The organism is Cytobacillus firmus DS1 (assembly GCF_000565285.1).
GTDB lineage: Bacteria > Bacillota > Bacilli > Bacillales > Cytobacillaceae > Cytobacillus > Cytobacillus firmus_A.
In genome coordinates this window covers 19,368-45,360 of sequence record NZ_APVL01000009.1, presented here as the reverse complement: position 1 = coordinate 45,360, position 25,993 = coordinate 19,368, and the positions used below count along the sequence as shown (strand labels likewise).

Annotated in this window: 25 protein-coding genes and 1 other annotated feature; of the genes, 22 read left to right on the top strand and 3 right to left on the bottom strand. The window is 42.5% G+C overall.

What is annotated here, in order from left to right; all coding sequences use genetic code 11:
• Nucleotides 1–286 precede the first annotated feature (286 nt).
• The 6 genes from thrS (at nt 287) to PBF_RS13080 (ending at nt 4,885) form a co-directional block, all read left to right on the top strand.
• Nucleotides 287–2,218 (top strand): threonine--tRNA ligase, encoded by a 1,932-nt coding sequence (gene thrS, locus PBF_RS13105; protein WP_035330274.1) that lies wholly within the window; start codon nt 287–289, stop codon nt 2,216–2,218.
• A 237-nt stretch (nt 2,219–2,455) separates the two neighbouring features.
• Nucleotides 2,456–2,579, top strand: a sequence feature (ribosomal protein L20 leader region).
• Nucleotides 2,580–2,755: 176 nt separating this feature from the next.
• Nucleotides 2,756–3,259 carry a translation initiation factor IF-3 gene (infC, locus tag PBF_RS13100; RefSeq protein ID WP_035330273.1) on the top strand — a complete coding sequence of 168 codons (504 nt, stop codon included), beginning with the start codon at nt 2,756–2,758 and terminating at the stop codon, nt 3,257–3,259.
• A gap of 15 nt (nt 3,260–3,274) precedes the next feature.
• On the top strand, nt 3,275–3,475 hold the full coding sequence (gene rpmI, locus PBF_RS13095; protein ID WP_009333215.1) for a 50S ribosomal protein L35: 201 nt from the start codon (nt 3,275–3,277) through the stop codon (nt 3,473–3,475).
• A gap of 26 nt (nt 3,476–3,501) precedes the next feature.
• On the top strand, nt 3,502–3,861 hold the full coding sequence (rplT, locus tag PBF_RS13090; protein ID WP_009333214.1) for a 50S ribosomal protein L20: 360 nt from the start codon (nt 3,502–3,504) through the stop codon (nt 3,859–3,861).
• 118 nt (nt 3,862–3,979) lie between these two features.
• Nucleotides 3,980–4,252, top strand: a complete 273-nt coding sequence (locus tag PBF_RS13085; protein ID WP_035330272.1) for a DUF1294 domain-containing protein — start codon at nt 3,980–3,982, stop codon at nt 4,250–4,252.
• 63 nt (nt 4,253–4,315) lie between these two features.
• Nucleotides 4,316–4,885 carry a TVP38/TMEM64 family protein gene (locus tag PBF_RS13080; protein ID WP_035330271.1) on the top strand — a complete coding sequence of 190 codons (570 nt, stop codon included), beginning with the start codon at nt 4,316–4,318 and terminating at the stop codon, nt 4,883–4,885.
• A gap of 29 nt (nt 4,886–4,914) precedes the next feature.
• On the opposite strand, the gene PBF_RS13075 is transcribed toward PBF_RS13080, so the two are convergent.
• A complete protein-coding gene (locus tag PBF_RS13075; RefSeq protein ID WP_035330270.1) occupies nt 4,915–5,328 on the bottom strand; it encodes a hypothetical protein in 414 nt (137 codons plus the stop codon).
• Nucleotides 5,329–5,469: 141 nt separating this feature from the next.
• On the opposite strand from PBF_RS13075, the gene PBF_RS13070 reads away from it, so the two are divergent.
• Nucleotides 5,470–5,961, top strand: a complete 492-nt coding sequence (locus tag PBF_RS13070) for a dUTP diphosphatase (RefSeq protein ID WP_035330269.1) — start codon at nt 5,470–5,472, stop codon at nt 5,959–5,961.
• 107 nt (nt 5,962–6,068) lie between these two features.
• On the top strand, nt 6,069–7,154 hold the full coding sequence (locus PBF_RS13065) for a M42 family metallopeptidase (protein ID WP_035330268.1): 1,086 nt from the start codon (nt 6,069–6,071) through the stop codon (nt 7,152–7,154).
• Between the two features lie 299 nt (nt 7,155–7,453).
• Here the strand turns inward: PBF_RS13065 and sspI are convergent, their stop codons facing one another.
• Nucleotides 7,454–7,660 carry a small acid-soluble spore protein SspI gene (sspI, locus tag PBF_RS13060; RefSeq protein ID WP_035330267.1) on the bottom strand — a complete coding sequence of 69 codons (207 nt, stop codon included), beginning with the start codon at nt 7,658–7,660 and terminating at the stop codon, nt 7,454–7,456.
• Between the two features lie 143 nt (nt 7,661–7,803).
• On the opposite strand from sspI, the gene PBF_RS13055 reads away from it, so the two are divergent.
• From PBF_RS13055 to pheT, 3 genes are all read left to right on the top strand, one after another.
• Complete coding sequence (locus PBF_RS13055) at nt 7,804–8,553, top strand: TrmH family RNA methyltransferase (RefSeq protein WP_035330266.1); 750 nt, start codon at nt 7,804–7,806, stop codon at nt 8,551–8,553.
• Nucleotides 8,554–9,079: 526 nt separating this feature from the next.
• Entirely contained in the window at nt 9,080–10,117 is a 1,038-nt protein-coding gene (gene pheS / locus PBF_RS13050) for a phenylalanine--tRNA ligase subunit alpha (protein WP_035330265.1), read from the top strand.
• 42 nt (nt 10,118–10,159) lie between these two features.
• The gene (gene pheT / locus PBF_RS13045; RefSeq protein WP_035330264.1) at nt 10,160–12,574 is read left to right on the top strand and encodes a phenylalanine--tRNA ligase subunit beta; all 2,415 of its coding nucleotides are present in this window, start codon (nt 10,160–10,162) and stop codon (nt 12,572–12,574) included.
• Between the two features lie 205 nt (nt 12,575–12,779).
• Here pheT and rnhC read toward each other — a convergent pair whose 3' ends face one another.
• Nucleotides 12,780–13,718, bottom strand: a complete 939-nt coding sequence (rnhC, locus tag PBF_RS13040; RefSeq protein ID WP_035330263.1) for a ribonuclease HIII — start codon at nt 13,716–13,718, stop codon at nt 12,780–12,782.
• A gap of 156 nt (nt 13,719–13,874) precedes the next feature.
• Here rnhC and zapA point away from each other — a divergent pair, with 156 nt between their 5' ends.
• The 11 genes from zapA (at nt 13,875) to trxA (ending at nt 25,777) form a co-directional block, all read left to right on the top strand.
• On the top strand, nt 13,875–14,141 hold the full coding sequence (gene zapA / locus PBF_RS13035; RefSeq protein WP_035330262.1) for a cell division protein ZapA: 267 nt from the start codon (nt 13,875–13,877) through the stop codon (nt 14,139–14,141).
• A gap of 2 nt (nt 14,142–14,143) precedes the next feature.
• Nucleotides 14,144–14,686 carry a CvpA family protein gene (locus tag PBF_RS13030; protein ID WP_035330261.1) on the top strand — a complete coding sequence of 181 codons (543 nt, stop codon included), beginning with the start codon at nt 14,144–14,146 and terminating at the stop codon, nt 14,684–14,686.
• A gap of 230 nt (nt 14,687–14,916) precedes the next feature.
• A complete protein-coding gene (gene polX, locus PBF_RS13025; protein WP_035330260.1) occupies nt 14,917–16,635 on the top strand; it encodes a DNA polymerase/3'-5' exonuclease PolX in 1,719 nt (572 codons plus the stop codon).
• Between the two features lie 30 nt (nt 16,636–16,665).
• Complete coding sequence (locus PBF_RS13020) at nt 16,666–19,023, top strand: endonuclease MutS2 (RefSeq protein ID WP_035330259.1); 2,358 nt, start codon at nt 16,666–16,668, stop codon at nt 19,021–19,023.
• Nucleotides 19,024–19,087: 64 nt separating this feature from the next.
• The gene (locus tag PBF_RS13015; RefSeq protein ID WP_035330258.1) at nt 19,088–19,495 is read left to right on the top strand and encodes a DUF350 domain-containing protein; all 408 of its coding nucleotides are present in this window, start codon (nt 19,088–19,090) and stop codon (nt 19,493–19,495) included.
• Between the two features lie 349 nt (nt 19,496–19,844).
• Nucleotides 19,845–21,548: a long-chain-fatty-acid--CoA ligase gene (locus tag PBF_RS13010; RefSeq protein ID WP_035330257.1), complete on the top strand. Its 1,704-nt coding sequence runs from the start codon at nt 19,845–19,847 to the stop codon at nt 21,546–21,548.
• A 281-nt stretch (nt 21,549–21,829) separates the two neighbouring features.
• Complete coding sequence (locus PBF_RS13005) at nt 21,830–22,414, top strand: TetR/AcrR family transcriptional regulator (protein WP_035330256.1); 585 nt, start codon at nt 21,830–21,832, stop codon at nt 22,412–22,414.
• Nucleotides 22,415–22,453: 39 nt separating this feature from the next.
• Nucleotides 22,454–23,227 carry an enoyl-CoA hydratase gene (locus tag PBF_RS13000; RefSeq protein ID WP_035330255.1) on the top strand — a complete coding sequence of 258 codons (774 nt, stop codon included), beginning with the start codon at nt 22,454–22,456 and terminating at the stop codon, nt 23,225–23,227.
• Nucleotides 23,228–23,491: 264 nt separating this feature from the next.
• Nucleotides 23,492–24,265 (top strand): electron transfer flavoprotein subunit beta/FixA family protein, encoded by a 774-nt coding sequence (locus tag PBF_RS12995; RefSeq protein WP_035330254.1) that lies wholly within the window; start codon nt 23,492–23,494, stop codon nt 24,263–24,265.
• 41 nt (nt 24,266–24,306) lie between these two features.
• Nucleotides 24,307–25,284, top strand: coding sequence for an electron transfer flavoprotein subunit alpha/FixB family protein (locus tag PBF_RS12990; RefSeq protein WP_035330253.1), 978 nt, complete (start codon nt 24,307–24,309; stop codon nt 25,282–25,284).
• Nucleotides 25,285–25,462: 178 nt separating this feature from the next.
• On the top strand, nt 25,463–25,777 hold the full coding sequence (trxA, locus tag PBF_RS12985; RefSeq protein WP_035330252.1) for a thioredoxin: 315 nt from the start codon (nt 25,463–25,465) through the stop codon (nt 25,775–25,777).
• The last annotated feature ends 216 nt before the right edge of the window (nt 25,778–25,993 follow it).

The following is a 25,993-nucleotide window of genomic DNA, read 5'->3' as shown; positions in this document are numbered from 1 at the left end:
ACGCGTTTTAGGAGCAAAATCTGAATCCAGCTCCAGCGCCTAGCCCCTCGAGGTCACAAGTTTGTCTAGTTGCGGCTCCTAGGGACTCGAGACATAAACCAATCCCTTTCAGAAGGAGAAAACGCCTTCTTGCAGGGCTTGTCTTATGCTTGTCGTCCCTGGGCAGTCGCCTCCACATTTCGGGCAATCCTCCAAAAAAGGAAAGAACGCCTTTTTAGGAGGCTCGCCTTGTGCTTGTCGGGGCTGATCGAGGCGCTTGCGCTTTATAAAAAAGGGAGGAAATATCATGTCAGAAGTTGTTAAAGTTTCGTTTCCAGATGGAGCTGTAAAGGAGTTTCCAAAGGGAACGACAACAGAAGCTATTGCAGCTTCGATCAGCCCGGGCCTGAAGAAAAAGGCAATTGCCGGCAAGCTGGATGGAGAGATGTATGATCTTCGCCGTCCAATCGAAAAGGATGCTGCTATTGAAATTGTAACACCGGACTCAAGCGATGCGCTGGAGGTTCTTCGCCACAGCACTGCCCATTTGATGGCTCAGGCGATCAAGCGTTTATATAAAAATGTAAAGCTTGGGGTAGGTCCTGTCATTGAAGGTGGATTTTATTATGACATCGATCTGGAAGAGTCACTTTCACCAGAAGACCTTCCTGTGATTGAAAAAGAAATGAAGAAAATTATTAATGAAAACCTTGACGTTGTCCGAAAGGAAGTCAGCCGTAATGAGGCGGTTCAGATGTACAAGGAAATTGGTGATGAATACAAGCTTGAACTGATTGAAGCTATTTCAGAAGATGAAACAGTGACAATCTATGAGCAGGGCGAATTCTTTGATCTCTGCCGTGGAGTTCATGTTCCGTCAACAGGAAAATTGAAAGAGTTCAAACTATTAAGCATTGCCGGAGCATATTGGAGAGGCGACAGTGATAATAAAATGCTTCAGCGCATTTATGGAACAGCTTTCTTCAAGAAAGAAGACCTGGCTGAGCATTTGCGTCTCCTTGAGGAAGCAAAAGAGCGTGATCACCGTAAAATCGGCAAAGAGCTTAACCTGTTCATGAATTCGCAAAAAGTCGGACAAGGCCTGCCGATGTGGCTTCCAAAAGGCGCAACAATCCGCCGCAATATCGAGCGCTATATCGTCGATAAGGAAGAAAGACTGGGCTATGACCATGTATATACTCCAATCATGGGAAGCGTGGATCTTTATAAAACATCCGGCCACTGGGATCATTATCAGGAAGACATGTTCCCTGTAATGGAAATGGATAACGAACAGCTTGTTCTTCGTCCAATGAATTGCCCGCATCATATGATGATCTATAAGAATGGCATCCACAGCTACCGTGAACTGCCAATCCGTATTGCAGAGCTTGGAACAATGCACCGCTATGAAATGTCAGGAGCCCTATCCGGCCTTCAGCGTGTACGCGGCATGACTCTGAATGATGCACATATCTTTGTTCGGCCTGACCAGATCAAGGAAGAGTTTAAGCGCGTAGTACATCTGATCCTCGAAGTTTATAAAGACTTCGATATCAATGACTACTCATTCCGTCTTTCCTACCGAGATCCGCAGGATACTGAGAAGTACTTTGATGACGACGAAATGTGGGAAAAAGCACAGGCAATGCTTAAAGAAGCAATGGATGAAATCGGCCTCGATTATTTTGAGGCAGAGGGCGAAGCTGCTTTCTACGGTCCTAAATTGGATGTACAAGTTAAAACTGCACTTGGCAAGGATGAGACATTATCTACTGTCCAGCTGGACTTCTTGCTTCCTGAACGTTTTGACCTGACTTATGTAGGGGAAGATGGAAAGCCTCATCGCCCGGTCGTTATCCACCGCGGTGTTGTTTCCACTATGGAGCGTTTTGTGGCATTCCTGATTGAAGAGTATAAGGGAGCGTTCCCAACTTGGCTTGCCCCAGTTCAAGTCCAGGTCATTCCGGTTTCTCCTGATATTCACTTTGATTATGCAAAAAAAGTGCAGGAGCAGCTTCAGGCAGAGGGCTTCCGCGTTGAGCTGGATGACCGCAATGAAAAAATCGGTTATAAGATCCGTGAAGCGCAAATGCAAAAGACTCCATACATGCTTGTTGTTGGAGACAATGAAGTAGCTGAAAAAGCTGTCAATGTCCGCAAATATGGCGAGCAAAAATCAGAAACTGTTTCATTTGAAGATTTCATCTCATCACTAAAAGCTGAAGTTAAACGATAATGATTGAAAGGGCTGCACGGGCTGCAGCCCTTTTTTATGAGTTATTAGTTAGAATCTTTAAGAGCCCGATGAGACAAATGAAAGAGCTGGCATAAAATTCATTTTGAAAAAATATTAAAATCGTATTGCCAAAAGTGAATAATTTTGTTATGCTTTTCTTCGTTGTGATAAAAGTTATTCGTTTGACACGGAGTCATTCTTTGTGATATAGTAGCTAAGGTAAATTGAATACAGTTTGAGGAAAAGAAGAAGCACCCGCTTCTCACCTGATTGACGCAAAGTGCAGTTGGCAGGTTTTACGTGAACATTTTCTGTTTATATACGTAAGTGTGGGTGTTTTCATCCGCACTTTTTTATTTGGTTAAAAACAGCTCTGATTCCGTCACGGAAGAGAAATGTTGCATAACTTGCGATTCAGCTTTGGTCCGGTGCAGCAGACACCTTTAAACCTGTCTGCTAAACAGGCGCTTGCGCTTTTCTTGACCCAAACGTTGTGTTCGCATTAAACCTTGGAGGTGTCTAGCTATTAGCAAAGATATGTTGTTAAACGAGGGCATTCGCGCCCGCGAAGTCCGTCTTATTGACCAAAACGGCGAGCAGTTAGGTATTAAATCAAAATTCGACGCACTTGAAATTGCTTCTCGTGCCAATCTTGATCTTGTTCTGGTTGCACCGGGTGCGAAGCCTCCGGTAGCCCGTATCATGGACTACGGAAAGTTCAAATTCGAGCAGCAGAAGAAAGAGAAAGAAGCTCGCAAAAACCAGAAGATTATCAGTATTAAAGAAGTTCGTCTTAGCCCGACTATTGAAGAGCATGACTTTAATACTAAACTTCGCAATGCTATTAAATTCCTTGAAAAAGGCGATAAAGTAAAAGCATCGATCCGATTCAAAGGACGTGCCATTACGCATAAGGAAATTGGCCAGCGTGTACTAATTCGATTCGCACAAGCATGCAATGAAGTTGCAACAGTGGAATCACATCCAAAAATGGATGGCCGAAGCATGTTTATGGTCTTAGCACCGAAAAACGACAAGTAAGAGGAGGAATTCCCAATGCCAAAAATGAAAACTCACCGCGGCGCTGCTAAGCGTTTCAAAAGAACAGGTTCTGGTAAACTGAAGCGTTCTCATGCTTACAGAAGCCATATGTTCGCCAACAAATCTCAAAAGCAAAAGCGTAAGCTTCGCAAAGGAACTCTTGTTTCTTCAGGCGATTACAAGCGCATCCGTAACTTATTAGTAAATCTTAAGTAATATCTCGAAATTAGGAGGGAAATAATATGCCACGTGTAAAAGGCGGTACAGTTACTCGCAAACGTCGTAAAAAAGTCATCAAATTAGCTAAAGGTTATTTCGGTTCAAAACATACATTATACAAAGTTGCTAACCAGCAGGTTATGAAATCCCTAATGTATGCTTACCGCGACCGTCGCCAGAAAAAGCGCGACTTCCGCAAACTTTGGGTTACTCGCATTAACGCAGCAGCTCGCATGAACGGTCTTTCTTACAGCCGTTTAATGCATGGTTTAAAGCTTGCCGGCATCGAAGTTAACCGCAAAATGCTTGCTGAATTAGCAATCGCTGACGAAAAAGCATTTGCTGAATTAGCATCAGTTGCAAAGCAGCAGCTTAGCAAGTAATAATTCATACATTAGCCATTCCTTATGGGGATGGCTTTTTAATTTGCTTTTGATGGACAGAAAGCTTCCGTTTCATTTAAGCTAATACAGATTTAATACATTCAAAAGGAGAAAGCTCATGATTAAAACAATTGCTCTTATCTATCTGATTATGAATGTGATTGGTTTCTGCCTGATGAAGCTTGATAAAGAAAAAGCAAAACGGAATGAGTTCCGTATAAGCGAGAAGAACCTCTGGATCACAGCCTTTTTGAGCGGGGCAGCGGGAATGGCTCTTGGTATGAAGACCTTCAGGCATAAAACGAAGCATGTTCAGTTTAAATGGGGACTGCCTATTTTGGCATTGCTTGAAGCAGGCCTGCTTGTGTACCTGGTTATTCAATTGTCATAAACAGTCAGTGCCATCCATAAGCTTTAGGGAACAGCAGGAAAGTCATCGGGGAGAGGTGAAGGCATGAATGATCAAATGACTTTATTGTTTGCTATGGCAGAGACTGCTGGAATTCTTGCTCCCATTGCTTTTATCTTTTTTCATATCATCCGGCAGTTTTTATTCATTCCGGTACCGCTTGTCTGCATGACAGGGGGAGTTCTTTTTGGCAGTTTTTTTGGCTCTGTTTTCTCTCTTGCAGGGTTGTTGATCAGCAGCATTCTTTTTTATTTTCTAATCACAAAAATGCCGGGGACACATGAAAAGCTTTCTTTATTAAAGAAGCGGTGGTTCGGGGAGTATCGGAATTTAACTGTCGGCCAGGTTGCAGTTTTAAGGCTTATTCCTTTTATTCATTATCATTTATTGAACTTTTGTCTGATGGAAAGAAATAAGGGATTTAATAAATACCTGAAAAATTCATGGATCACCAATTTGCCGCTGGCTGTTTTTTATACCGTTTTCGGAGAATTCATCAGCAGATTTACTCCTTCAATGATTGTCCTGATTTTGATGTCACTTTTTGTTTTAGTATTTGTACTGAGGGAGAAGGTGACTGTTATTAAATGGAAGGAATTCTTCAAAGCAGCATAAAAAAAACGTTCGGGGCTGCCGAACGTTTTTTAAAGATGATCTTTAATTTCCTCGCTTGGAGAAGCTGTTTTATGCATGAACTCCTTCACAGGACTTTTCCAGTCAATTTTTGCAGTAGGATAAGCCTCGGTTATCTTTCTTTCAATAAAAAGAAAATCTTCCCTTACCATCCCTTTAAGGGCCGATGTGTTGTGCGGCCAGATGAAAATGGAGACCACATCAAAAGCATTATCAGTGGTACCCAAATACTTTTCGCCTTCAAATAAAACCCCTTTATACGTAATCAGGAAGTTCTTCCTGACATTTTCCTGGTCATCCCAAAAATAATATCGTTTCTGTTCGTGGGCAAGCTCTAGCTTTCTCTTGGAATTCAGAAGATATTTTACCGCGGTGTATATAAGAAAAAGAATCAGAGCAAACAATAGCATACGCAGGAGCCACATAGTAACCAGCCCTCCATTATTATTTTCCTTTCTATACGGATGAGATTAAAAAAAGTTTCAACATTTTTTCGATTTGTTATAATTTCTCTGATGGGCATTATAATGGAAGCTAATCTTTAATTTCAAATAGGATGGTGGAAAATGAATTATCAGCAATTATTTCAAATGCAAAAAGGGCTGGACAGTCATATAGAATCAAATCATGGTTTAGAGGAAGAAGATTTATTTGAGCGTAAGATACTGGCGCTGCTGGTTGAATTGGGAGAGCTTGCTAATGAGACAAGATGCTTTAAGTTCTGGAGCCTAAAGCCTTCCTCCCCTCAGGAAACAGTATTGGAAGAGTTTGTTGACGGTATACATTTTATTTTATCACTTGGAATTGAATGCGGATTTGACGGGGATGAGGACTTTACTGTTTTGCTGGAAAAGGCGGCTTCAGTGAATGGCCAGTTCTTGTCTGTTTATGAAGCTATCGGAAAGTTTCAATCCAGCCGTTCTTTAATAGATTATAAAGAGCTTATTGCAGGCTACTTACATCTGGGGGAAATGCTTGGATTTAACTCTTCACATATAGAAAAAGCATATATAGACAAGAATGAAGTAAATTATAAAAGGCAGGCTGAAGGATACTAAATAATTTTTCCGCCTTCAGCCTGAGGGATTATCCGTCTGATAATTCTTTATATTGAATCCGATGTTCGGTATAATATGATTAAATAAATATTAAGGGAGTCGAAATGATGGCTAAATTAGATGAAACATTAACGATGCTTAAAGACTTAACAGATGCGAAAGGAATTCCGGGAAATGAGCGCGAACCGCGCGAGGTTATGAAAAAATACATAGCAGCTTATGCTGATGAAGTGACAACAGATGGACTGGGGAGCCTCATTGCTAAAAAAACCGGCAAAGAAGGCGGACCGAAGATCATGGTGGCCGGCCACTTGGATGAAGTTGGATTTATGGTAACAAACATTGATGATAAAGGTTTCATCCGCTTCCAGACAGTTGGCGGCTGGTGGTCTCAGGTTATGCTGGCACAGCGAGTGACGATTGTAACGTCGAAAGGAGATGTTACCGGGGTAATTGGTTCAAAACCGCCGCATATCTTATCACCGGATGCGCGCAAAAAGCCTGTTGAAATTAAAGACATGTTCATTGATATTGGTGCTTCAAGCCGTGATGAAGCGAAAGAATGGGGCGTAAAACCTGGTGACATGGTGGTTCCATATTTTGAGTTTACGGTTATGAATAATGAAAAGATGCTTTTGGCGAAAGCCTGGGATAACCGCATTGGATGCGCAATTGCCATTGATGTGCTCAAGCAATTGAAAGATGCTGAACATCCAAACGAGGTTTATGGTGTAGGAACGGTACAGGAAGAGGTTGGTCTTCGAGGAGCCCGTACTTCTGCACAAAAAATCGAGCCCGATATCGCTTTTGGTGTAGATGTTGGAATCGCAGGAGACACACCCGGTATTTCTGAAAAAGAAGCCATGAGCAAAATGGGCAAAGGGCCGCAAATCATCCTTTATGATGCATCAATGGTCTCTCACAAAGGCCTGCGTGACCTTGTAACAGACACTGCAGATGAACTGAATATCCCTTATCAATTTGATGCTATCGCTGGCGGAGGAACAGATTCAGGAGCCATTCATGTTACTCATAATGGTGTTCCATCCCTTTCAATCACCATTGCAACACGGTATATCCATTCCCATGCAGCAATGCTTCACCGCGATGACTATGAAAATGCCGTTAAGCTGATTGCTGAAGTAATTAAGAAGCTTGACAGGGAAACAGTTGATAAGATTACATTTGAATAAAATGAAAAAAACTCCGGCTCTTACCGGAGTTTTTCCATTTTATCGCAGTCTAACGGGCAGTAAGACCCCCACTTCAAAACTCAGAGGAATCAAAGGAGGATAAGTGGGGGCCAAACAGCCCGTAAAGGCCCGATTGGTGAGATACAGTGAAACTTGCCGACGCTAAGGCAGAGGCTTAGTTGAACCAATCGGGTTCGTAGTGTCGATTGATCGAAGCGATAGCGGAGATCTTATCGACACTAGAACGCGACTAACAATCAGTGGGGGATAAGGAACCCCCCACTGATTGAAGTTTCACTTTATTTAAGACTGCTCTCCAAGGTTTGAAGCATCTCCAGCTTGTCTTCTTCAGAGGAGTTTTTCCAGATTACCTCAAATAATACACCTAAGCCAGGCAGCATTTTTTCTTCCCCATTTTGAATGGCATCTACGATTGTATCTTTCAGTTCATCCTGAGAGTTGCCTGATACATTGTGTAAAATGGCATTGCGCAGGTTTAAATTCACCTTAATGCACTCCTTCCAGATTTAATTCGTTATTATCTTCTCTAATTTTGCTTTTATTATGTATTTCAAATAAGCTATAATGAAAAAACTGGACAAAAAAATTTTCCGGTTGTACGCGATTTTCTTTAAAAGGAGAGACCGTGTTGAAGCATATACAATCTGCAAAAAACCCAAAAGTTAAAGAATGGAAAAAACTTCTGGCCAGAAAAGAGCGTGACAAAACAGGAACGTTTTTAGTTGAAGGTTTTCATCTCGTGGAAGAAGCACTTAAAGCCAATCAAATAGAAGAAATAATTATTGGTGAAAATAAAGACATGCCTCCTGGTTGGGACTATGGAGACATCTCTTTAACGATGGTTACAGATGAAATCATCGGGCTGCTGGCGGATACCGAAACACCACAGGGAATCTTTGCTGTCTGCAGTCAGGAGCCATCCTCTGATGAAGTAAAAGGAAAACGGTTTTTATTAATTGATGCCGTCCAGGATCCCGGCAATTTGGGTACGATGATCAGGACGGCTGATGCGGCTGGAATCGATGCTGTTATTGTGGGTGAAGGCAGCGTTGACGCATATAACCCGAAGGTGCTCCGCTCTGCACAGGGCAGCCACTTTCATTTGCCTGTTTTAAGAGGAAATCTTTCTGACTGGATTGTCAGACTGAAAGAAAGCAGTGTACCAGTCTATGGAACCGCTTTGGAAAATGCCCGTGAATACACCAAATATGAGTCCTCTGATTCCTTCGCACTGCTCGTTGGAAATGAAGGGAACGGGGTTAATAAAGAGCTCCTGGCTAATACAGCAGCAAACCTTTATATTCCGATATTCGGGAAAAGCGAATCACTTAATGTGGCGGTGGCTGCCGGAATTCTTCTTTATCATCTAAGAAAATAGAAAATGGGCGGCCATTTTTTGAAAACCGTTTGAAACAGCCTCAAGAATGTAATATAATTAACAGCAAAATTATAATAACAAAACGATGACGGAGATCAGTACCTTGCAGTCAGCCTTTTCAGGGAGAAAATGCCTTAGACTGAAAGCATTTTTACAGGTAATGCAAGAGAAGTTTCACCTCCTGAGTTGGCATCGGGACCATTGAAAAGAAATGCTTGGGCGCTCTGATGAGTTGTCCAGCTGCAGCGGCTAGCCCCTCGAGGTCATAAGCCAAGCCTCTCAGAAAGGTAAAGAACACCTTTCCAAGAGGCTCGTCTTATGCTTGTCGGGGCTGAACGCGCCACTTCCGCTTTTCTTTGTAAAGATGTACCGGCATAAGCCGTTATCCCAATGAAGTGAACACGTGCATGAAGTACATAAATGTGTTAAAAAGGGTGGTACCGCGAAACCTCGTCCCTTTATGGGGATAGAGGTTTTTTATTTTGGCCAAAAAAGTATAAGAATTAATTTCAAGGAGGATTTTTAGATGCAAGAGCGTTTAAAGGAACTGCAAACTGAAGCGTTAGAAAAGATCAGCACAGCCGCTGATTTGAAAGAGCTAAATGATATCCGTGTATCCTATTTAGGCAAAAAAGGCCCGATTACTGAAGTACTTAAAGGAATGGGGAAATTGTCTGCGGAAGAGCGCCCAAAAATGGGGGCCCTTGCGAATGAAGTGCGGGACAGCATTGCTGCCGGAATTGAGGAAAAGCAAAAGCATCTGGAGGAAGCGGCTGTTCAGGAAAAACTGGCTGCAGAAAAAATTGATGTCACTCTTCCAGGAAGACCTGTTAAAACAGGCAACCACCATCCGCTGACACGAATTATCGAAGAAATTGAAGATTTGTTCATTGGCATGGGTTATACAGTAGCTGAAGGCCCTGAAGTTGAAAAAGATTATTATAATTTTGAAGCATTGAATCTTCCTAAAGGCCATCCTGCCCGGGATATGCAGGATTCCTTCTATATTACAGAAGACATTCTTCTTCGTACCCATACTTCGCCGGTACAGGCAAGAACAATGGAGAAGCATGAAGGCAAGGGACCAGTTAAAATCATCTGTCCGGGTAAAGTATATCGCCGTGATAATGACGACGCGACGCACTCCCACCAGTTCATGCAAATAGAGGGACTTGTCGTAGATGAAAACATCCGAATGACTGATTTAAAAGGAACATTGGAGATCTTTGCAAAGAAAATGTTCGGGGATGATCGGGAAATCCGTCTTCGCCCAAGTTTCTTCCCGTTTACAGAACCATCTGTGGAAATGGATATATCCTGTAAGATCTGCGGCGGAAAAGGCTGCAGCGTATGTAAAGGCACTGGCTGGATTGAAATTCTTGGCGCTGGAATGGTTCATCCCAATGTTCTCGAGATGGCAGGCTTCGACTCTAAGAAATACACAGGCTTTGCATTCGGAATGGGACCTGAGCGAATTGCCATGCTGAAGTATGGTGTGGATGATATTCGCCACTTTTATACAAATGATGTGCGTTTCTTGAAGCAATTTTCAGTTCATGAATAATTTGAAAGCCCGAAGCTAGGGAATAACTAAGGAGGATCACAAATGTTCGTTTCATATAAATGGCTGCAGGAATATGTTGATTTATCAGGCGTTACACCTGCAGAGCTTGCAGAAAAGATTACTAAAAGCGGTATTGAAGTGGAAGGCGTAGAGGTATTGAATGAAGGCATCAAAGGTGTTGTTGTAGGGCATGTCCTTGAAAGAGAACAGCACCCAAATGCTGATAAGCTGAATAAATGCTTAGTTGATACAGGAGCAGGTAAGCCTGTACAAATCATATGCGGTGCCCCAAATGTGGATAAGGGACAGAAAGTGGCCGTGGCTACAGTAGGTGCTGTGCTTCCAGGCAATTTCAAAATTAAGCGCGCGAAGCTCCGAGGCGAAGAATCAAATGGAATGATTTGTTCGCTTCAAGAACTGGGCATTGAAAGCAAGCTGATTGCAAAGGAATACGCTGAAGGCATTTATGTTTTCCCTAATGATACAGAAGTTGGCCAGGATGCTCTTGAGCAGCTTAATCGTGACGACCAGATTCTTGAGCTTGGATTAACTCCGAACCGATCTGACTGCTTAAGCATGCTGGGTGTTGCCTATGAAGTAGCGGCTATTTTAGGAAGAGATGTAAAGCTTCCTGAGCCGCATGCTGAGACTTCTTCTGAAAAGGCGTCTGATTACATTGAAATTCAGGTGGAAGCAAAAGAAGATAATCCTCTTTATGTGGCAAAAGTGGTGAAAAATGTAAAAATCGGTCCATCTCCTGTATGGATGCAGGCGCGTTTAATGGCGGCAGGCATTCGTCCTCACAATAACGTGGTGGATATTACAAACTACATTTTGCTTGAATACGGCCAGCCGCTTCATGCTTTCGATTATGACCGGCTGGGATCGAAACAAATCCTTGTACGCAGAGCAAATGATGGCGAAGTGATTGTCACTCTTGATGATGCAAAGCGTGAACTGACATCAGATCATCTTTTAATAACAAATGGGACAGAGCCAATTGCACTTGCGGGTGTCATGGGCGGGGCAAATTCTGAAGTGCAGTCTGACACTAAAAATGTGATTATTGAATCAGCTTATTTTAAAGGTGCAACCGTAAGAAAAGCTTCAAAAGACCATGGCTTAAGAAGCGAAGCAAGTGCCCGCTTTGAAAAAGGTGTGGATCCAAACAGGGTTAGAGCTGCTGCAGAAAGAGCTGTTCAACTGCTTGCACAATATGCGGGCGGAGAAGTGCTTGAAGGTTCTGTAGAAGCTGATGCACTGCAAGTGGAACCTGCGGTGGTGTCTGTAACGCTTGAAAAAATCAATCGTGTACTTGGCACGGAATTATCCATGAAAGAAGTAGAGGATATTTTTGCCCGTCTTCAATTTGCGACGAATACTGATAATGATACAATTACGGTTACAGTTCCAACTCGCAGAGGCGACATCACGATTGAAGAAGACCTGATTGAAGAAGTTGGCCGTTTATTTGGCTACGATAACCTGGCATCAACTTTGCCGGTTGGTTCGTCTGCACCAGGGCATCTTTCCCAATACCAGAACAAACGCAGATTGGTCCGCCGCTATCTTGAAGGCGCGGGGCTGTATCAGGCAGTAACTTATTCATTAACAAATGAAGCAAAAGCGACTCAATATGCACTGGAAGAACGCAAGCCTGTGCAGCTGGCAATGCCTATGAGTGAGGATCGCAGCCTGCTCCGGTTAAGTATTGTTCCGCAGCTTCTGGAAGTATTAAAATATAACTCTGCACGCCAGAACGACAGCCTGGCTGTTTATGAAACAGGAGCGGTGTTCCTCTCCAATGGAGAAGAGGATCTGCCTGAAGAGCGTGAGCATCTTGCCGGTGCGGTTACTGGCCTATGGCATAGCCATCCATGGCAGGGGGAAAAGAAGCCGATTGATTTCTTCGTTGTAAAAGGTATCCTTGAAGGATTATTTGAACAGCTGGGACTTTCTGATAAGATTGAATTCCGTCAAGCGCAGAAGGATGGAATGCATCCTGGCAGAACCGCAGAAGTATTGCTTTCCGGGGAACCAGTGGGATTTGTCGGCCAAATCCATCCGACTGTGGAAAAAGAGCTTGATTTGAAAGAAACATATGCGTTTGAGCTTTCCTTAAAAGCGATCCTGGAAGAGGAAGTTTCACCTTTGCAGTATGAAGCTATTCCACGTTTCCCTTCAATCACAAGGGACATTGCACTTGTAGCAGATCAGGGAACAGCAGCGGGCGAGCTTAAAGGCATCATTAAAGAAGCTGGCGGCAAATTATTGAAAGACGTGCATGTTTTTGACTTGTACGAAGGCGAACGAATGGAGCCAGGCAAAAAATCGCTTGCTTTCTCCCTTAAATACTTCGACCCTGAACGTACTTTAACGGATGAAGATGTAACAAAAGCGCATGACAAAGTATTGGAAGCTGTGAAGGAAAAAGCCGGAGCAGTATTGAGAGGATAAAATGAGGAAGGCAGCCCGGGGGTTGCCTTTTCTTTGTTTGGCCGTTAAAAGAGTACATTTGGCCGATAAATTTCTCATTTTGACCGTTAAATACCCAAAAATGGCCGTTAAACTCTGATTATTGGCCGATAAAGATATATTCAAAAGGATTAAGGCCTCACAAAGTAAAAAAGCAGCCAATTTCACTAAATTGACTGCTTCATAATCAGTTATACTTCCTGCTATATAGCTTCATTGCTTTTTCAGTATTCGCAAAGTGCAGTTTTACAAAAGAAGGCAATGCCTCTCGCCCCTTTTCCTTAATAAGCCGGGCAGCTGCCTCATCAACCTTCGGGCCGGCTCCTTTAGTGAGCCGGAAACCGGCCTTTGTGCTAAGGTTTTCAAAGTGGCGCACAAATGCATAGCGTGCCAGGATGGATGCTGCTGCAACTGCCAGATGAATTCCTTCCGCTTTTGTGCTGAAAAAGACCCGCTCCCTCTGTATGGTCTGCTGGTTTTTCAAATAATTGAAGTAAATCTCTTCCTTGGCAAATTGGTCTATCAGAATGGCCTCAGGGTTTTCAGGAGAGATTTTCCCTAAAACATGCCCGATTGCCTGATTGTGCAGCAATGCTTTAATTTTTCCCTGTGACATCCCTGATTGCTGAAGCTTATTGTATTTTTCATTATGCAGTGTTAACAGGCTGTGAGGAACGATATCTTTAATCTGTTTTGCGATTTCAATGATTTTTTCATCTCCCAGATTTTTTGAATCCTTAACTCCAAGCTCCTTCAGCAAAGGGATTTGATCTTTTTTTACGTAAGCTGCAACCACCGTAATGGGGCCAAAATAATCCCCGGTGCCCACTTCGTCTGAACCAATGACTGAGAGGGAACTGATATTTTCCGGCAGGTTTGCTGCGGCAGGGCTGGTTTTTTTGCTGGGCTGTGCACTGCGTGCTGTATCTCCCCACTTTTTAGCTTCTGCCTCACATCCGCTCCCCTGGAAGAGAACCTTGCCTGATTTATAGGCAGTGATCGAACATCCTGGTACTTTTGCAGCAAATACGCTTCCTGGAGGCTGATTTTTATTTAGGCTGCCTGAATAATGAGCCTTCATTTTTGAGATTTCACTAGCTTTTTTTAACAGTACTACCTGGCTCATATTAATTCTCCTCATCTTATATGTACTTTTGAATTAATTCCTTATATTTGGAAAAAATTACATTAACCGAGCTCTTCTGACATGCTTTGACTTCCCACCAATATGCGTTCGTGTTATGATATTGATTAGGATTCTTTAAAGAAGGGGGCATGGACGTTGTCAGAAATGCAAAGAAACCGAACAAGTGTAGATATTTATGGACAGCAATATGTGATAGTTGGCTCAGAAAGCTCCAGCCATGTTCGCCTTGTCGCTTCGCTGGTTGACGATAAAATGCGTGAGATCAGTTCGAAGAATCCTTCACTCGACATTAGTAAGCTGGCCGTGCTGACCGCAGTCAATGCTGTTAATGATTATATAAAGCTAACAGACCGTCTGGAACGGCTGGAAAACGAATTAAATAGAGTAAAGGACGGAAAGTAGTCATGCTGGATCTTGCAATTATCATTATTTTGGTTTTTGGTTTTTTTATAGGCTTGAAAAGAGGCTTTATCCTCCAATTAATTCATTTGACCGGATTCATTATTGCTTTCATTGTAGCCCGTATGTATTACGGTGAGCTTGCGCCTAAGCTGACCTTGTGGGTGCCATATCCAAGCTTTAGCAGTGAATCGGCGATTAAGACGTTATTTGAGAATGCAGATCTTGAAGATGCTTACTATCGCGCCATTGCATTTGTCGTGATTTTTTTTGCGGTAAAAATATTACTGCAGATTATTGGAAGCATGCTCGACTTTGTTGCCCATCTTCCGGTCCTGAAACAGCTGAATGTTTGGGCTGGCGGAATTCTCGGATTTATCGAAGTCTATCTTATCATGTTTATTCTATTATACATAGTAGCACTCGTTCCAATCGAAGTCCTGCAGGGGCCGATCAATAATTCCTTTATGGCAGAATTAATGGTTAAGAATACGCCTGTTCTCTCTAACCAGCTCAAAGAAATGTGGGTTGACTATATGGCTGCGTAACTTCTCTATTTCTAGAGAAGTTTTCTTTTTGAAAGGCTCTTTTGTAAAAAATGTTGTTTTTCTCCAACTATGTTGTCCGTTGATTTCCGCTCCAATCAACTCAGTGAATAATATATAAAAAGCAACAAACCTTGCGAAAAACAGTCTTCTGAAAATAGCCATGATTTGAAGTTGCACTGCAAAATAAGAGATAATACGGATACGAATACAGTTACGGGCAGGTGGTTTTCATGAGTATAAATAAAAAAGATGTTGTCAGACTTTTAGAAACAATCGCTGTTTATATGGAGTTAAAAGGAGAAAATCCGTTCAAAACAGCTGCCTTCCGAAAAGCGGCACTCGCACTTGAATCGAATGATGATAGCTTGACTGAAATTGATGACTTTACAAAGCTGTCCGGCATCGGAAAAGGAACCGCTGCTGTTATTGAGGAGTACATCAAAGAAGGAAAGTCTTCTGTTCTGGATGAACTGAAAGAAGAAGTCCCTGCCGGATTAATTCCTCTGCTTCAGCTCCCGGGACTTGGCGGCAAGAAAATTGCCAAGCTATATAAAGAGCTGGGCGTCGAAAATGCTGCAGACCTTGAGGATGCCTGCCGCAATAAGAAGGTCCGGGGACTGGCAGGCTTCGGGGAAAAATCTGAAGAAAAGATACTCGCTGCCCTTGAAAATGCAGGAACCCGACCGGAACGGCTCCCGCTTGCATTCATGCTGCCGATAGCAGAGGGCATAGAAGCTGCGCTGGCTGAAATGAAGGATATAGAAAAATATTCAAGGGCAGGAAGCTTAAGGAGAATGAGGGAAACAATCAAAGACCTCGACTTTATTATAGCTACTGACCATCCTGCTTCTGTTAAAGAGCAGTTATTAAGTCTGGCCGGCATCAAAGAAGTAATTGCCGCAGGAGATACGAAGGTTTCTGTTGTGTTTCAGCATTCCTATGATATATCGGCTGATTTCCGATTGGTTGAGCCGCATGAATTTGCCACAACACTCCATCATTTTACGGGATCAAAGGACCATAATGTCAGAATGCGTCAGCTTGCAAAAGAGCGCGGGGAAAAAATCAGTGAATATGGAGTCGAAAATACAGAAACAGGTGAAATCCTTACTTTTAAAAATGAAAAGGAATTTTACGCCCATTTTGGGCTTCCATTCTTCCCTCCTGAAATTAGGGAAGATGGAAAAGAAGTAGATGAATACAAGCAAGACATGGAACTTATTTCTCTTGAAGATATTAAGGGTGATCTTCATATGCACTCAACCTGGAGTGATGGCGCCTATTCCATAGAGGAAATGATTGAAGCGTGCCGTGCCCGCGGCTACAAATATATGGCTATAACAGACCATTCCCAATACTTGAGAGTGGCGAACGGTTTGACAGCCGAAAGGCTTCGCAGACAGAAAGAAGAAATAAAGCGGCTTAATGAGCAATTCGATGATTTCACAATATTATCAGGGGTAGAAATGGATATTCTGCCTGACGGATCGCTCGATTATGACGATGAACTTCTGGAGGAGCTGGACATTGTTATTGCTTCCATCCATTCTTCTTTTTCACAGCCGAAGGAAAAAATCATGGCCCGCTTGAAAACCGCGCTGCAGAACGCCCATGTTGACATTATTGCCCACCCTACGGGAAGATTGATAGGCCGCAGGGAAGGCTATGAAGTAGACATGGAAATGCTTATCGAGCTCGCCAGGGAAACAAATACAGCTCTTGAGCTGAATGCAAATCCGAACCGGCTTGATCTTGCTTCCGAACATATCAGGCAAGCTCAGGAAGCCGGTGTGAAAATAGTGATTAATACAGATGCACATAAAATAGACACTTTAAATCACATGGAAATCGGCGTTTCTGCGGCAAAGAAAGGGTGGATCAAGAAAGAATCCGTTCTAAATGCCATGGAAACAGAAGATTTGCTCAAATTTCTGAAAGAACGCCAGTAGGAAAATTGGGCATGAAAGGGGAAAGTCCTCATGCAAGAAAGAGTATTGAAGATACTTGAGTTCAATAAAGTGAAGGAACAGCTGCTGGAACATGTTTCTTCATCCTTGGGAAGAAAAAAGGCCTTAAATATTCTTCCTTCAACTGACTATGAAGAAGTCATCCGCAGACAGGAAGAAACAGATGAAGCAGTAAAAGTGCTTAGAATCAAAGGGAATGTACCGCTTGGCGGCATTTTTGATATTCGTCCTCATGTGAAGCGGGCGGTTATTGGCGGGATGCTCAGTCCCCAGGAACTTAACCAGATATCCAGCACGATTCATGCAAGCAGGCAGATGAAACGATTCATCGAGGAATTTGCCGAGGAAGAAAGCAGCCTGCCGATCCTATTAGGATATACAGATAAAATTATCGTTCTGGCGGACTTGGAAACATCCATCCGCAATGCGGTCGATGACAATGGGGAAGTTCTTGACAGTGCAAGCGAGACTCTCCGTTCCCTTCGAAATCAGCTTCGTACAAAAGAATCGCGCGTAAGGGAGCGCCTGGAGAGCATGATCCGGTCTTCCAGCGCACAAAAAATGCTTTCCGATGCGATTATTACAATTCGAAATGACCGATTTGTCATACCTGTAAAGCAGGAGTACCGGGGGCATTATGGAGGCATTATCCATGACCAAAGTTCATCCGGCCAGACATTATTCATTGAGCCCGCGTCCATTGTCCAGCTGAACAATGAATTACAAGGCATCAGGGTGAAAGAACAGCAGGAAATCGAGCGGATTCTCATAGCGCTCTCTGGACAGACAGCTGAGAATAGCAGTGAACTGGAAACCATTGTAGATGTGCTCGGAGAAATCGATTTTACGTTTGCAAAAGCCAGATACAGTAAACGCATAAAAGCTTCAAAACCAAAAATTAATAATCAAGGGAAAATTTCGTTATTCAAAGCCCGCCATCCGCTTATTTCAATTGATGAAGTAGTGGCAAATGATATTAAGCTCGGAGATGAATATTCAACCATTGTCATTACGGGACCGAATACCGGCGGGAAGACAGTTACGTTAAAAACAGTAGGGCTTTGCACATTGATGGCACAGGCCGGTCTGCAAATCCCTGCGCTTGATGGTTCTGAAACGGCTGTCTTCGGAAATGTTTATGCTGATATCGGAGATGAACAGTCAATTGAACAAAGTTTAAGTACCTTTTCTTCTCATATGGTTAATATCGTGGATATTCTTAACCAGGTTGATTTCAATAGTCTGGTTTTATTCGATGAGCTTGGTGCAGGCACAGATCCGCAGGAAGGTGCAGCTCTCGCGATTTCCATTCTTGACGAAGTATACAAGCGGGGTGCAAGAGTTATCGCCACAACTCATTACCCTGAACTGAAAGCCTATGGCTATAACAGAGAAGGAGTTATCAATGCCAGTGTAGAATTTGATATTGAAACGCTAAGTCCAACCTATAAGCTGCTGATTGGGGTTCCGGGCCGAAGCAATGCCTTTGAAATATCCAAACGGCTTGGTCTCAATGATCAAGTGATTGAGACCGCACGATCCTATATCGGAACAGATACAAATCAGGTTGAAAATATGATTGCTTCACTGGAGGAAAGCCGCAGACAAGCAGAGGCTGACATGGCAGAAGCCAATGACTTTCTGAAAAGTGCAGAAAAACTTCATAAAGATCTGCAAAAGCAAATGGCAGAATTTTATGAGCAAAAAGATGCTATGCATGAGAAGGCTGCAGAGAAAGCCGGCGATATTGTTGAGAAAGCCAAGGCTGAAGCGGAAGAGATTATCCGTGACTTAAGAAAGATGCGGATGGAGAAACATGCTGAGGTGAAGGAACACGAGCTGATAGAAGCAAAGAAACGCCTGTCCGATGCTGCACCTCAGATGAGCACAGCCAAAAATAAACTAAAGTCAAAGAATACTAAACACGTTTTTGAAGCCGGTGATGAGGTTAAGGTTCTGACTTTTGGGCAAAAAGGGCATTTGCTTGAAAAGGTGTCTGAGAAGGAATGGCAGGTTCAGATTGGTATTCTGAAAATGAAAGTTGCCGAAAAGGACCTGGAATACATTAAAAGCCCAAAACCTGTGGAAACAAAACCAGTGGCAACGGTGAAAGGAAGGGACTTTCACGTAAACCTTGAGCTTGATTTACGTGGCGAGCGCTATGAAAACGCCCTCTTAAGAGTGGAGAAATATATCGATGATGCCCTCCTGGCTGGATATCCCCGTGTCTCCATCATTCATGGTAAAGGGACCGGTGCATTGAGGCAGGGTGTTCAGGAATATTTGAGAAATCACAGATCTGTAAAGAAAATCCGGTTTGGTGAAGCTGGAGAAGGCGGCACAGGGGTTACAATCGTTGAATTCAAATAAGTTTCCATCCCCCTTATAATTAGTCAGAGGGGGATGGGATTTAATATCGGCGGGGAGAGTATAAATGAAAGAATTTTGGGAAAATGAATTTATCCAGACAGCTGCTTATTACAGTGTTGTTATTTTGTGTATGATCGTTTTTTTAGCAGTTTTTGAATTAGTCACAAAGTATCGCAATTGGGATGAAATAAAAAGCGGGAATCTTGCTGTAGCGATGGCGACCGGCGGGAAAATTTTTGGGATCGCCAATATTTTCAGGCACTCGATCATGCATAATGATACCTTGCTGACAATGATTACATGGGGAGTTTTTGGCTTCTTTCTTTTGTTAATAGGCTATTTCATATTTGAATTTTTAACACCAAAGTTTAGAATAGACGAAGAAATTGAGAATAATAACAAAGCTGTCGGCTTTATTTCCATGGTGCTGTCAATCGGTTTGTCTTATGTCATCGGTGCAGGTTTATCATAAGGAGAGAATTAACATTGGAAAAGTTAGCAAAGGTTCTGCTGGCTCTTAGCGGAGTATTTCTTCTTATTGGGGCCATTTATATATTTTTCATTGGATAATATTTTTGTGAAATAGGGAAATGAGGAAATCGCCAATTCATATGGCGATTTTTTTATTTTTAATCATTAGAAGAATATTACAAACAGACTGGACAGCCTGTGAAAATATTTCTTCTGAGTGCAAGGTCTTATTCTAATTGTCATAGATCGAGCATTATATTATAATAAGAACGAACAGTTAGAATGTTCAAAAAGTTCAGAAGGAGTTTATCGCTTTTCTAAATGTTTAGCAAGTATAAAGGAGGGACAAAATGACAGAAGCAAAACCATGGCTTAAGCAATATCCGGCAGAAATCCCCTCAACTTTGTCATATCCCAAACAGCCGGTACAGGATTATTTGAAAAATGCTGCAGAAGAATTTCCGGAAAAAATAGCAATCCACTTTATGGGGAAGGAATTCACATATAAATATATATACGAATCTTCCCTGAAGCTTGCTGCATATTTGCAGAGGCTTGGAATTGAAAAGGGCGACCGGGTAGCGATCATGCTTCCGAATACTCCTCAGTCCGTTATCAGTTATTATGGAATTCTGATGGCTGGCGGGATTGTTGTCCAGACAAATCCGCTGTACATGGAACGGGAATTGGAATACCAAATGAAAGATTCAGAAGCAAAAGCGATCATTACAATGGATATATTATTTCCCAGAGTAACCAAAGTGATGCCGCAGACAGAATTGAAGCATATAATTGTAACCGCAATCAAAGATGCACTTCCATTCCCTAAAAATCTAATATATCCTTTTATCCAGAAAAAACAGTATGGCATTGTTGTAAATGTAAAACATGAAGGTCATAATCATTTGCTGACAGAAATATTAAAAAGACCGGCTGAGCCTCTTAGAATCCATGACTTCGATTTTGAAGAAGACTTGGCATTATTGCAATACACAGGCGGCACGACCGGTTTCCCAAAGGGTGTCATGCTATCGCACAGCAACCTGGTATCCAATACAGCAATGTGCAAGGCCTGGCTTTATAAGTGCAGGCGCGGCGAGGAGACTGTGCTTGGCATACTGCCTTTCTTTCACGTGTATGGAATGACAACAGTCATGATTTTATCTGTAATGGATGCGCATAAAATGGTCCTCCTCCCGAAGTTTGATCCTGAAACTACCTTGAAAACCATTCATAAACAAAGACCGACCTTATTTCCTGGCGCACCTACGATTTACATTGGGTTATTGAACCATCCGGATATAAAAAAATATGATCTTTCATCTATAGACTCCTGCATTAGCGGATCTGCTGCCCTGCCAGTTGAAGTCCAGCAGAAATTTGAGGAAATAACAGGGGGAAAGCTTGTAGAAGGCTACGGTTTGACTGAATCATCACCTGTTACACATGCAAATTTCTTATGGGATCGTCCCCGTGTCAAAGGCAGTATAGGAGTCCCATGGCCAGATACAGATGCAGCTATTTTTTCACTGGAGACAGGAGAAGCACTTCCTCCAGGAGAAGTTGGCGAAATTGCGGTTAAAGGGCCTCAGGTAATGAAAGGCTATTGGAACCGCCCGGAAGAGACGGAGCAAACCTTAAGGGATGGCTGGCTGCTCACAGGTGATCTTGGCTATATGGATGAGAATGGATATTTCTATGTAGTGGACAGGAAGAAAGATATGATTATTGCAGGAGGATTCAATATTTACCCGCGTGAAATAGAAGAAGTACTATATGAACATCCAGCAGTACAGGAAGTGGTTGCTGCCGGAATACCGGACCCTTATCGCGGAGAAACTGTAAAAGCTTATATTGTGCTGAAGGAAGGAAAAGAGGCAACGGAAGATGAATTGGATCAGTTTGCAAGAAAGCATCTGGCTGCTTATAAAGTTCCACGGCTATATGAATTCCGCGGAGAGCTTCCTAAGACAGCAGTTGGCAAAATACTGAGAAGGGCGTTAGTGGATGAAGAAAAGAAGAAATTTAAAGAAGAAGAGGAAAAGCGGGCTTAGCTTCAGAGACCGATTTTCAATCGGCTCTTTATTTTTGTGACAATAAGCTTGTCCAGAGTTAAAGGAAATGTAATAATAAAAATAAATTTACAGGGAAATTGTTGACACAAATGAATTGTCCTACTATTATAAAAATATGAATGATGATTCATTCATTTTAGTGCGATTTTGCAAACAATAATAAACCAAGTGGATTAGCTGATCCCGGCAGCAGGAAAGAAATTTTCCCAGCCCTGCTGCTCTATAGAAATCACCCGTTTATTCTGAAAGGAGGGAGCCACATGAAAAAAACAAAGCCTAAATACCGGCAAATTATTGATGCGGCTGTAGTCGTGATCGCTGAAAATGGCTATCACCAGGCTCAGGTATCAAAAATCGCCAAACAGGCTGGTGTCGCTGATGGCACCATCTACTTATATTTTAAAAACAAAGAAGATATATTAATATCCCTCTTTCAGGATAAAATGGGCTACTTTGTTGAGAAAATTGAAGAAAAAATTGCAGGAAAAGAGAAAGCTGCAGAGAAACTATTAATGATGGTAGAATCGCACTTTAGAATGCTCTCGGAAGACAAGCACCTGGCAATTGTAACCCAGCTCGAATTGAGGCAGTCCAATAAAGACCTTCGCCATAAGATTAATGAGGTGCTCAAAGGTTACCTCACTTTAGTGGAAAGGATTCTTGATGACGGCAGGGGGAGCGGTGAGTTTCCAGCAGACCTGGACATCAGGCTGGCGCGTCAGATGATCTTTGGCACCATGGACGAAACAGTGACTACATGGGTAATGAATGAGCAGAAATATGATCTTACTGCATTGGCAGAGCCTGTTCATAAACTTTTAATCAGCGGGTGCGGAAAACCTTGAAGCTGTTAAAGTGCTCACTAATATAGTAGGAGGGATAGAATGGAATACTTGAATTGGTCCCATAAGGACTTCGTAGCGACGATTACAATTGAACGTCCGCCTGCGAATGCTCTTTCGTCAGGTGTATTGAAAGAGCTTTCAGCTGTACTGGATGAAGTTGAAGATAATAATGATGTTAGAGTTATCCTAATTCACGGAGAAGGCAGATTCTTTTCAGCAGGTGCTGATATAAAAGAATTTACAACTATTGAAAGCGGAGAAGATTTTTCAAGCTTAGCGACCTATGGACAAAATCTCTTTGAGCGAATGGAAAAGTTCCCTAAGCCAATTATTGCAGCCATTCATGGTGCAGCACTTGGCGGCGGCCTGGAGCTTGCGATGGGCTGTCATTTCCGTCTTGTAGCTGAAAACGCAAAGCTCGGTCTTCCGGAGCTTCAGCTTGGATTGATTCCCGGTTTTGCAGGAACTCAGCGGCTTCCCCGCTATGTAGGTGCTGCTCGTGCAGCTGAAATGCTGTTCACAAGCGACCCAATTACCGGGCTTGAAGCAGTGCAATATGGTTTGGCTAACCATGCCTATCCTGAGGAGCAGCTTTTGGAAAATGCCTATAAGATGGCAAAGAAAATTGCCAAGAAGAGCCCAGGCTCCATCAAGGCGGCCATTGAGCTATTAAACTTCGGAAAAACAGGACAATTCTACGAAGGTGTAAAAAAAGAAGCGGAATTGTTTGGAGAAGTATTTGTATCTGAAGATGGGAAGGAAGGCATATCTGCATTTATTAATAAGCGGGAGCCAAACTTTACCGGAAAATAGTGCTTAAGAGATTTGAGCTGAAAGATTACATTCATCCTGATAATCTATTATAATATACATGTAAGCTGTTGATTTAATCTTCAGAAGATTCATTGGTTAAGTTGTGGTCTGTGAGCGAGCGCCCGCTCAATTTTAAAATAGCGGGCAGTTCCAAGCAGATGAACCTTTCTGTACGCATTAAATATTTTCAATCTTTAGAAGTGAAGAAATGTTTTAATTAATGGCTTTGTTATATGACAATGCTTAATTACTAGGAGGGAAATCATGAACATCTACGTATTAATGAAGAGAACATTTGATACTGAAGAAAAAATTACAATCTCCGGCGGCAAAATCAATGAAGATGGTGCTGAATTCATCATTAATCCATATGATGAATATGCAATTGAAGAAGCAATCCAGGTTCGCGATGCGAATGGCGGAGAAGTAACAGTTGTTTCTGTGGGAACAGAAGAAGCTGAAAAGCAGCTCCGTACCGCTCTTGCGATGGGTGCCGATAAAGCTGTTTTAATAAATACAGAAGATGATATTGAAAATGGGGATCAGTTCACCACAGCAAAAATCTTATCCGAATTCTTGAAAGACAAAGATGCTGACTTAATCATTGCTGGAAATGTAGCAATTGATGGGGGTTCCGGACAGGTTGGACCGCGTGTAGCAGAAATTTTGGGCATTTCTTATGTAACTACTATCACTAAGCTTGATATTAATGGCAGCTCTGCCACAGTAGTGCGTGATGTTGAAGGGGATTCAGAAGTAATTGAGGCATCTCTTCCATTATTAGTCACTGCACAGCAGGGTCTGAATGAGCCGCGCTATCCATCCTTGCCGGGAATCATGAAGGCGAAAAAGAAGCCTCTTGATGAGCTTGAGATTGACGATCTTGATCTGGATGAGGACGATGTTGAAGCTAAGACAAAGACAATTGAAATCTATATGCCGCCTAAAAAAGAAGCAGGGAAAGTTCTTGAAGGCGAATTGGAAGATCAAGTTAAGGAACTGGTGAAGCTTCTTCATACTGAAGCTAAAGTTGTCTGATCATCAATAACTGATTAATAATAACGCAGGGGGTAAAACATATGGCTAGAAAAGTATTAGTGTTAGGTGAAGTCCGAGACGGTTCATTGCGTAATGTATCCTTCGAAGCTGTTGCAGCCGGTAAGACTGCATCAGAAGGCGGAGAAGTTGTAGGTGTTTTAATTGGTGATTCTGTAAGCGCTTTAGCAAATGGGATGATTCACTATGGTGCTGACCGTGTTGTAACAGTCGAAGATGAGAAGCTGAAGCAGTATACGCCTGATGGCTTTTCACAGGCTTTAATGGCTGTGATTGATTCCGAAAGTCCGGATGGCCTGATTTTTGGACATACAGCAATGGGGAAAGATCTTGCTCCTAAAATTGCTGCCAAGCTTGAGTCAGGTTTAATCTCTGACGTAACAAGCCTTGAAGAAGCAGGCGGCAATCTGGTCTTCACACGCCCGATTTATTCAGGCAAAGCCTTTGAAAAGAAAATTGTGACAGATGGCCTCCTTTTTGCAACAATCCGTCCCAATAACATAGCTCCTATGGAAAAAGATGAATCAAGATCAGGAGATGTTGCTTCTGTTGCTGCAGAAATCAAAGATCTTCGCACAATCATTAAGGAAGTTGTCCGCAAAGCGAGTGAAGGCGTTGATTTATCAGAAGCTAAGGTTATTATTGCCGGCGGCCGCGGTGTTAAGAGCGAGGAAGGCTTTGAACCTTTAAAAGAGCTTGCATCTGTTCTTAATGGAGCAGTGGGTGCATCACGCGGAGCATGTGATGCTGATTATTGCGACTACTCGCTGCAAATTGGACAAACCGGTAAGGTTGTAACACCTGATCTATATATTGCATGCGGTATTTCAGGAGCTATTCAGCACTTAGCTGGGATGTCCAACTCCAAAGTAATCGTAGCCATTAATAAAGATCCGGAAGCCAATATCTTTAAAGTAGCTGATTACGGTATTGTCGGAGATCTGTTTGAGGTTGTTCCGCTGTTAACAGAAGAGTTCAAAAAGCTTAAAGTAAACGCATAAGATAGTACAGCTAATGGGCGGCAGATGGCCGTCCATTATACATAATGCCCATAGGGAAAGAAAAAGAATAATCTGCTTCAAATAGGGTAAATTACGATCGAGCAGATTGTTCGCAACATAGTATAAGTGATGATATACTGTCGTTAGTATTTGAGTTAAATTTTAGGAGGCATATCAAATGGCTATTACACACGCAACTGACCAAAACTTCACTGCTGAAACTGGTTCGGGATTAGTATTGGCAGATTTCTGGGCTCCATGGTGCGGCCCTTGTAAAATGATCGCTCCTGTATTAGAAGAACTTGATTCTGAAATGGGCGATAAAGTGAAAATTGTAAAAATCGATGTTGACGAAAACCAGGAAACAGCCGGAAAGTTTGGCGTAATGAGCATCCCGACTCTGATCGTTCTAAAAGACGGTGAAGTGGTTGATAAAGCGGTTGGTTTCCAGCCGAAAGAAGCTCTTGCTGAATTACTTTCAAAGCATGCTTAATCTATAAGAAATTTCCCGGTGTCCCATGCGGACATCGGGATTTTTTTATCATGTGTGTCTAGCAGTTATGCTGTAGTTCTCCCAGCTGATATAATAAGATGGGAATGCAGTGCCACCGTCTTCATTATACAAATTAATCTTCATGACCAACTTGCATGCCATGTGGTTATGAAAATTTAATAAATATATGTTAGATAAAATCTTTGCTGGAAGGAG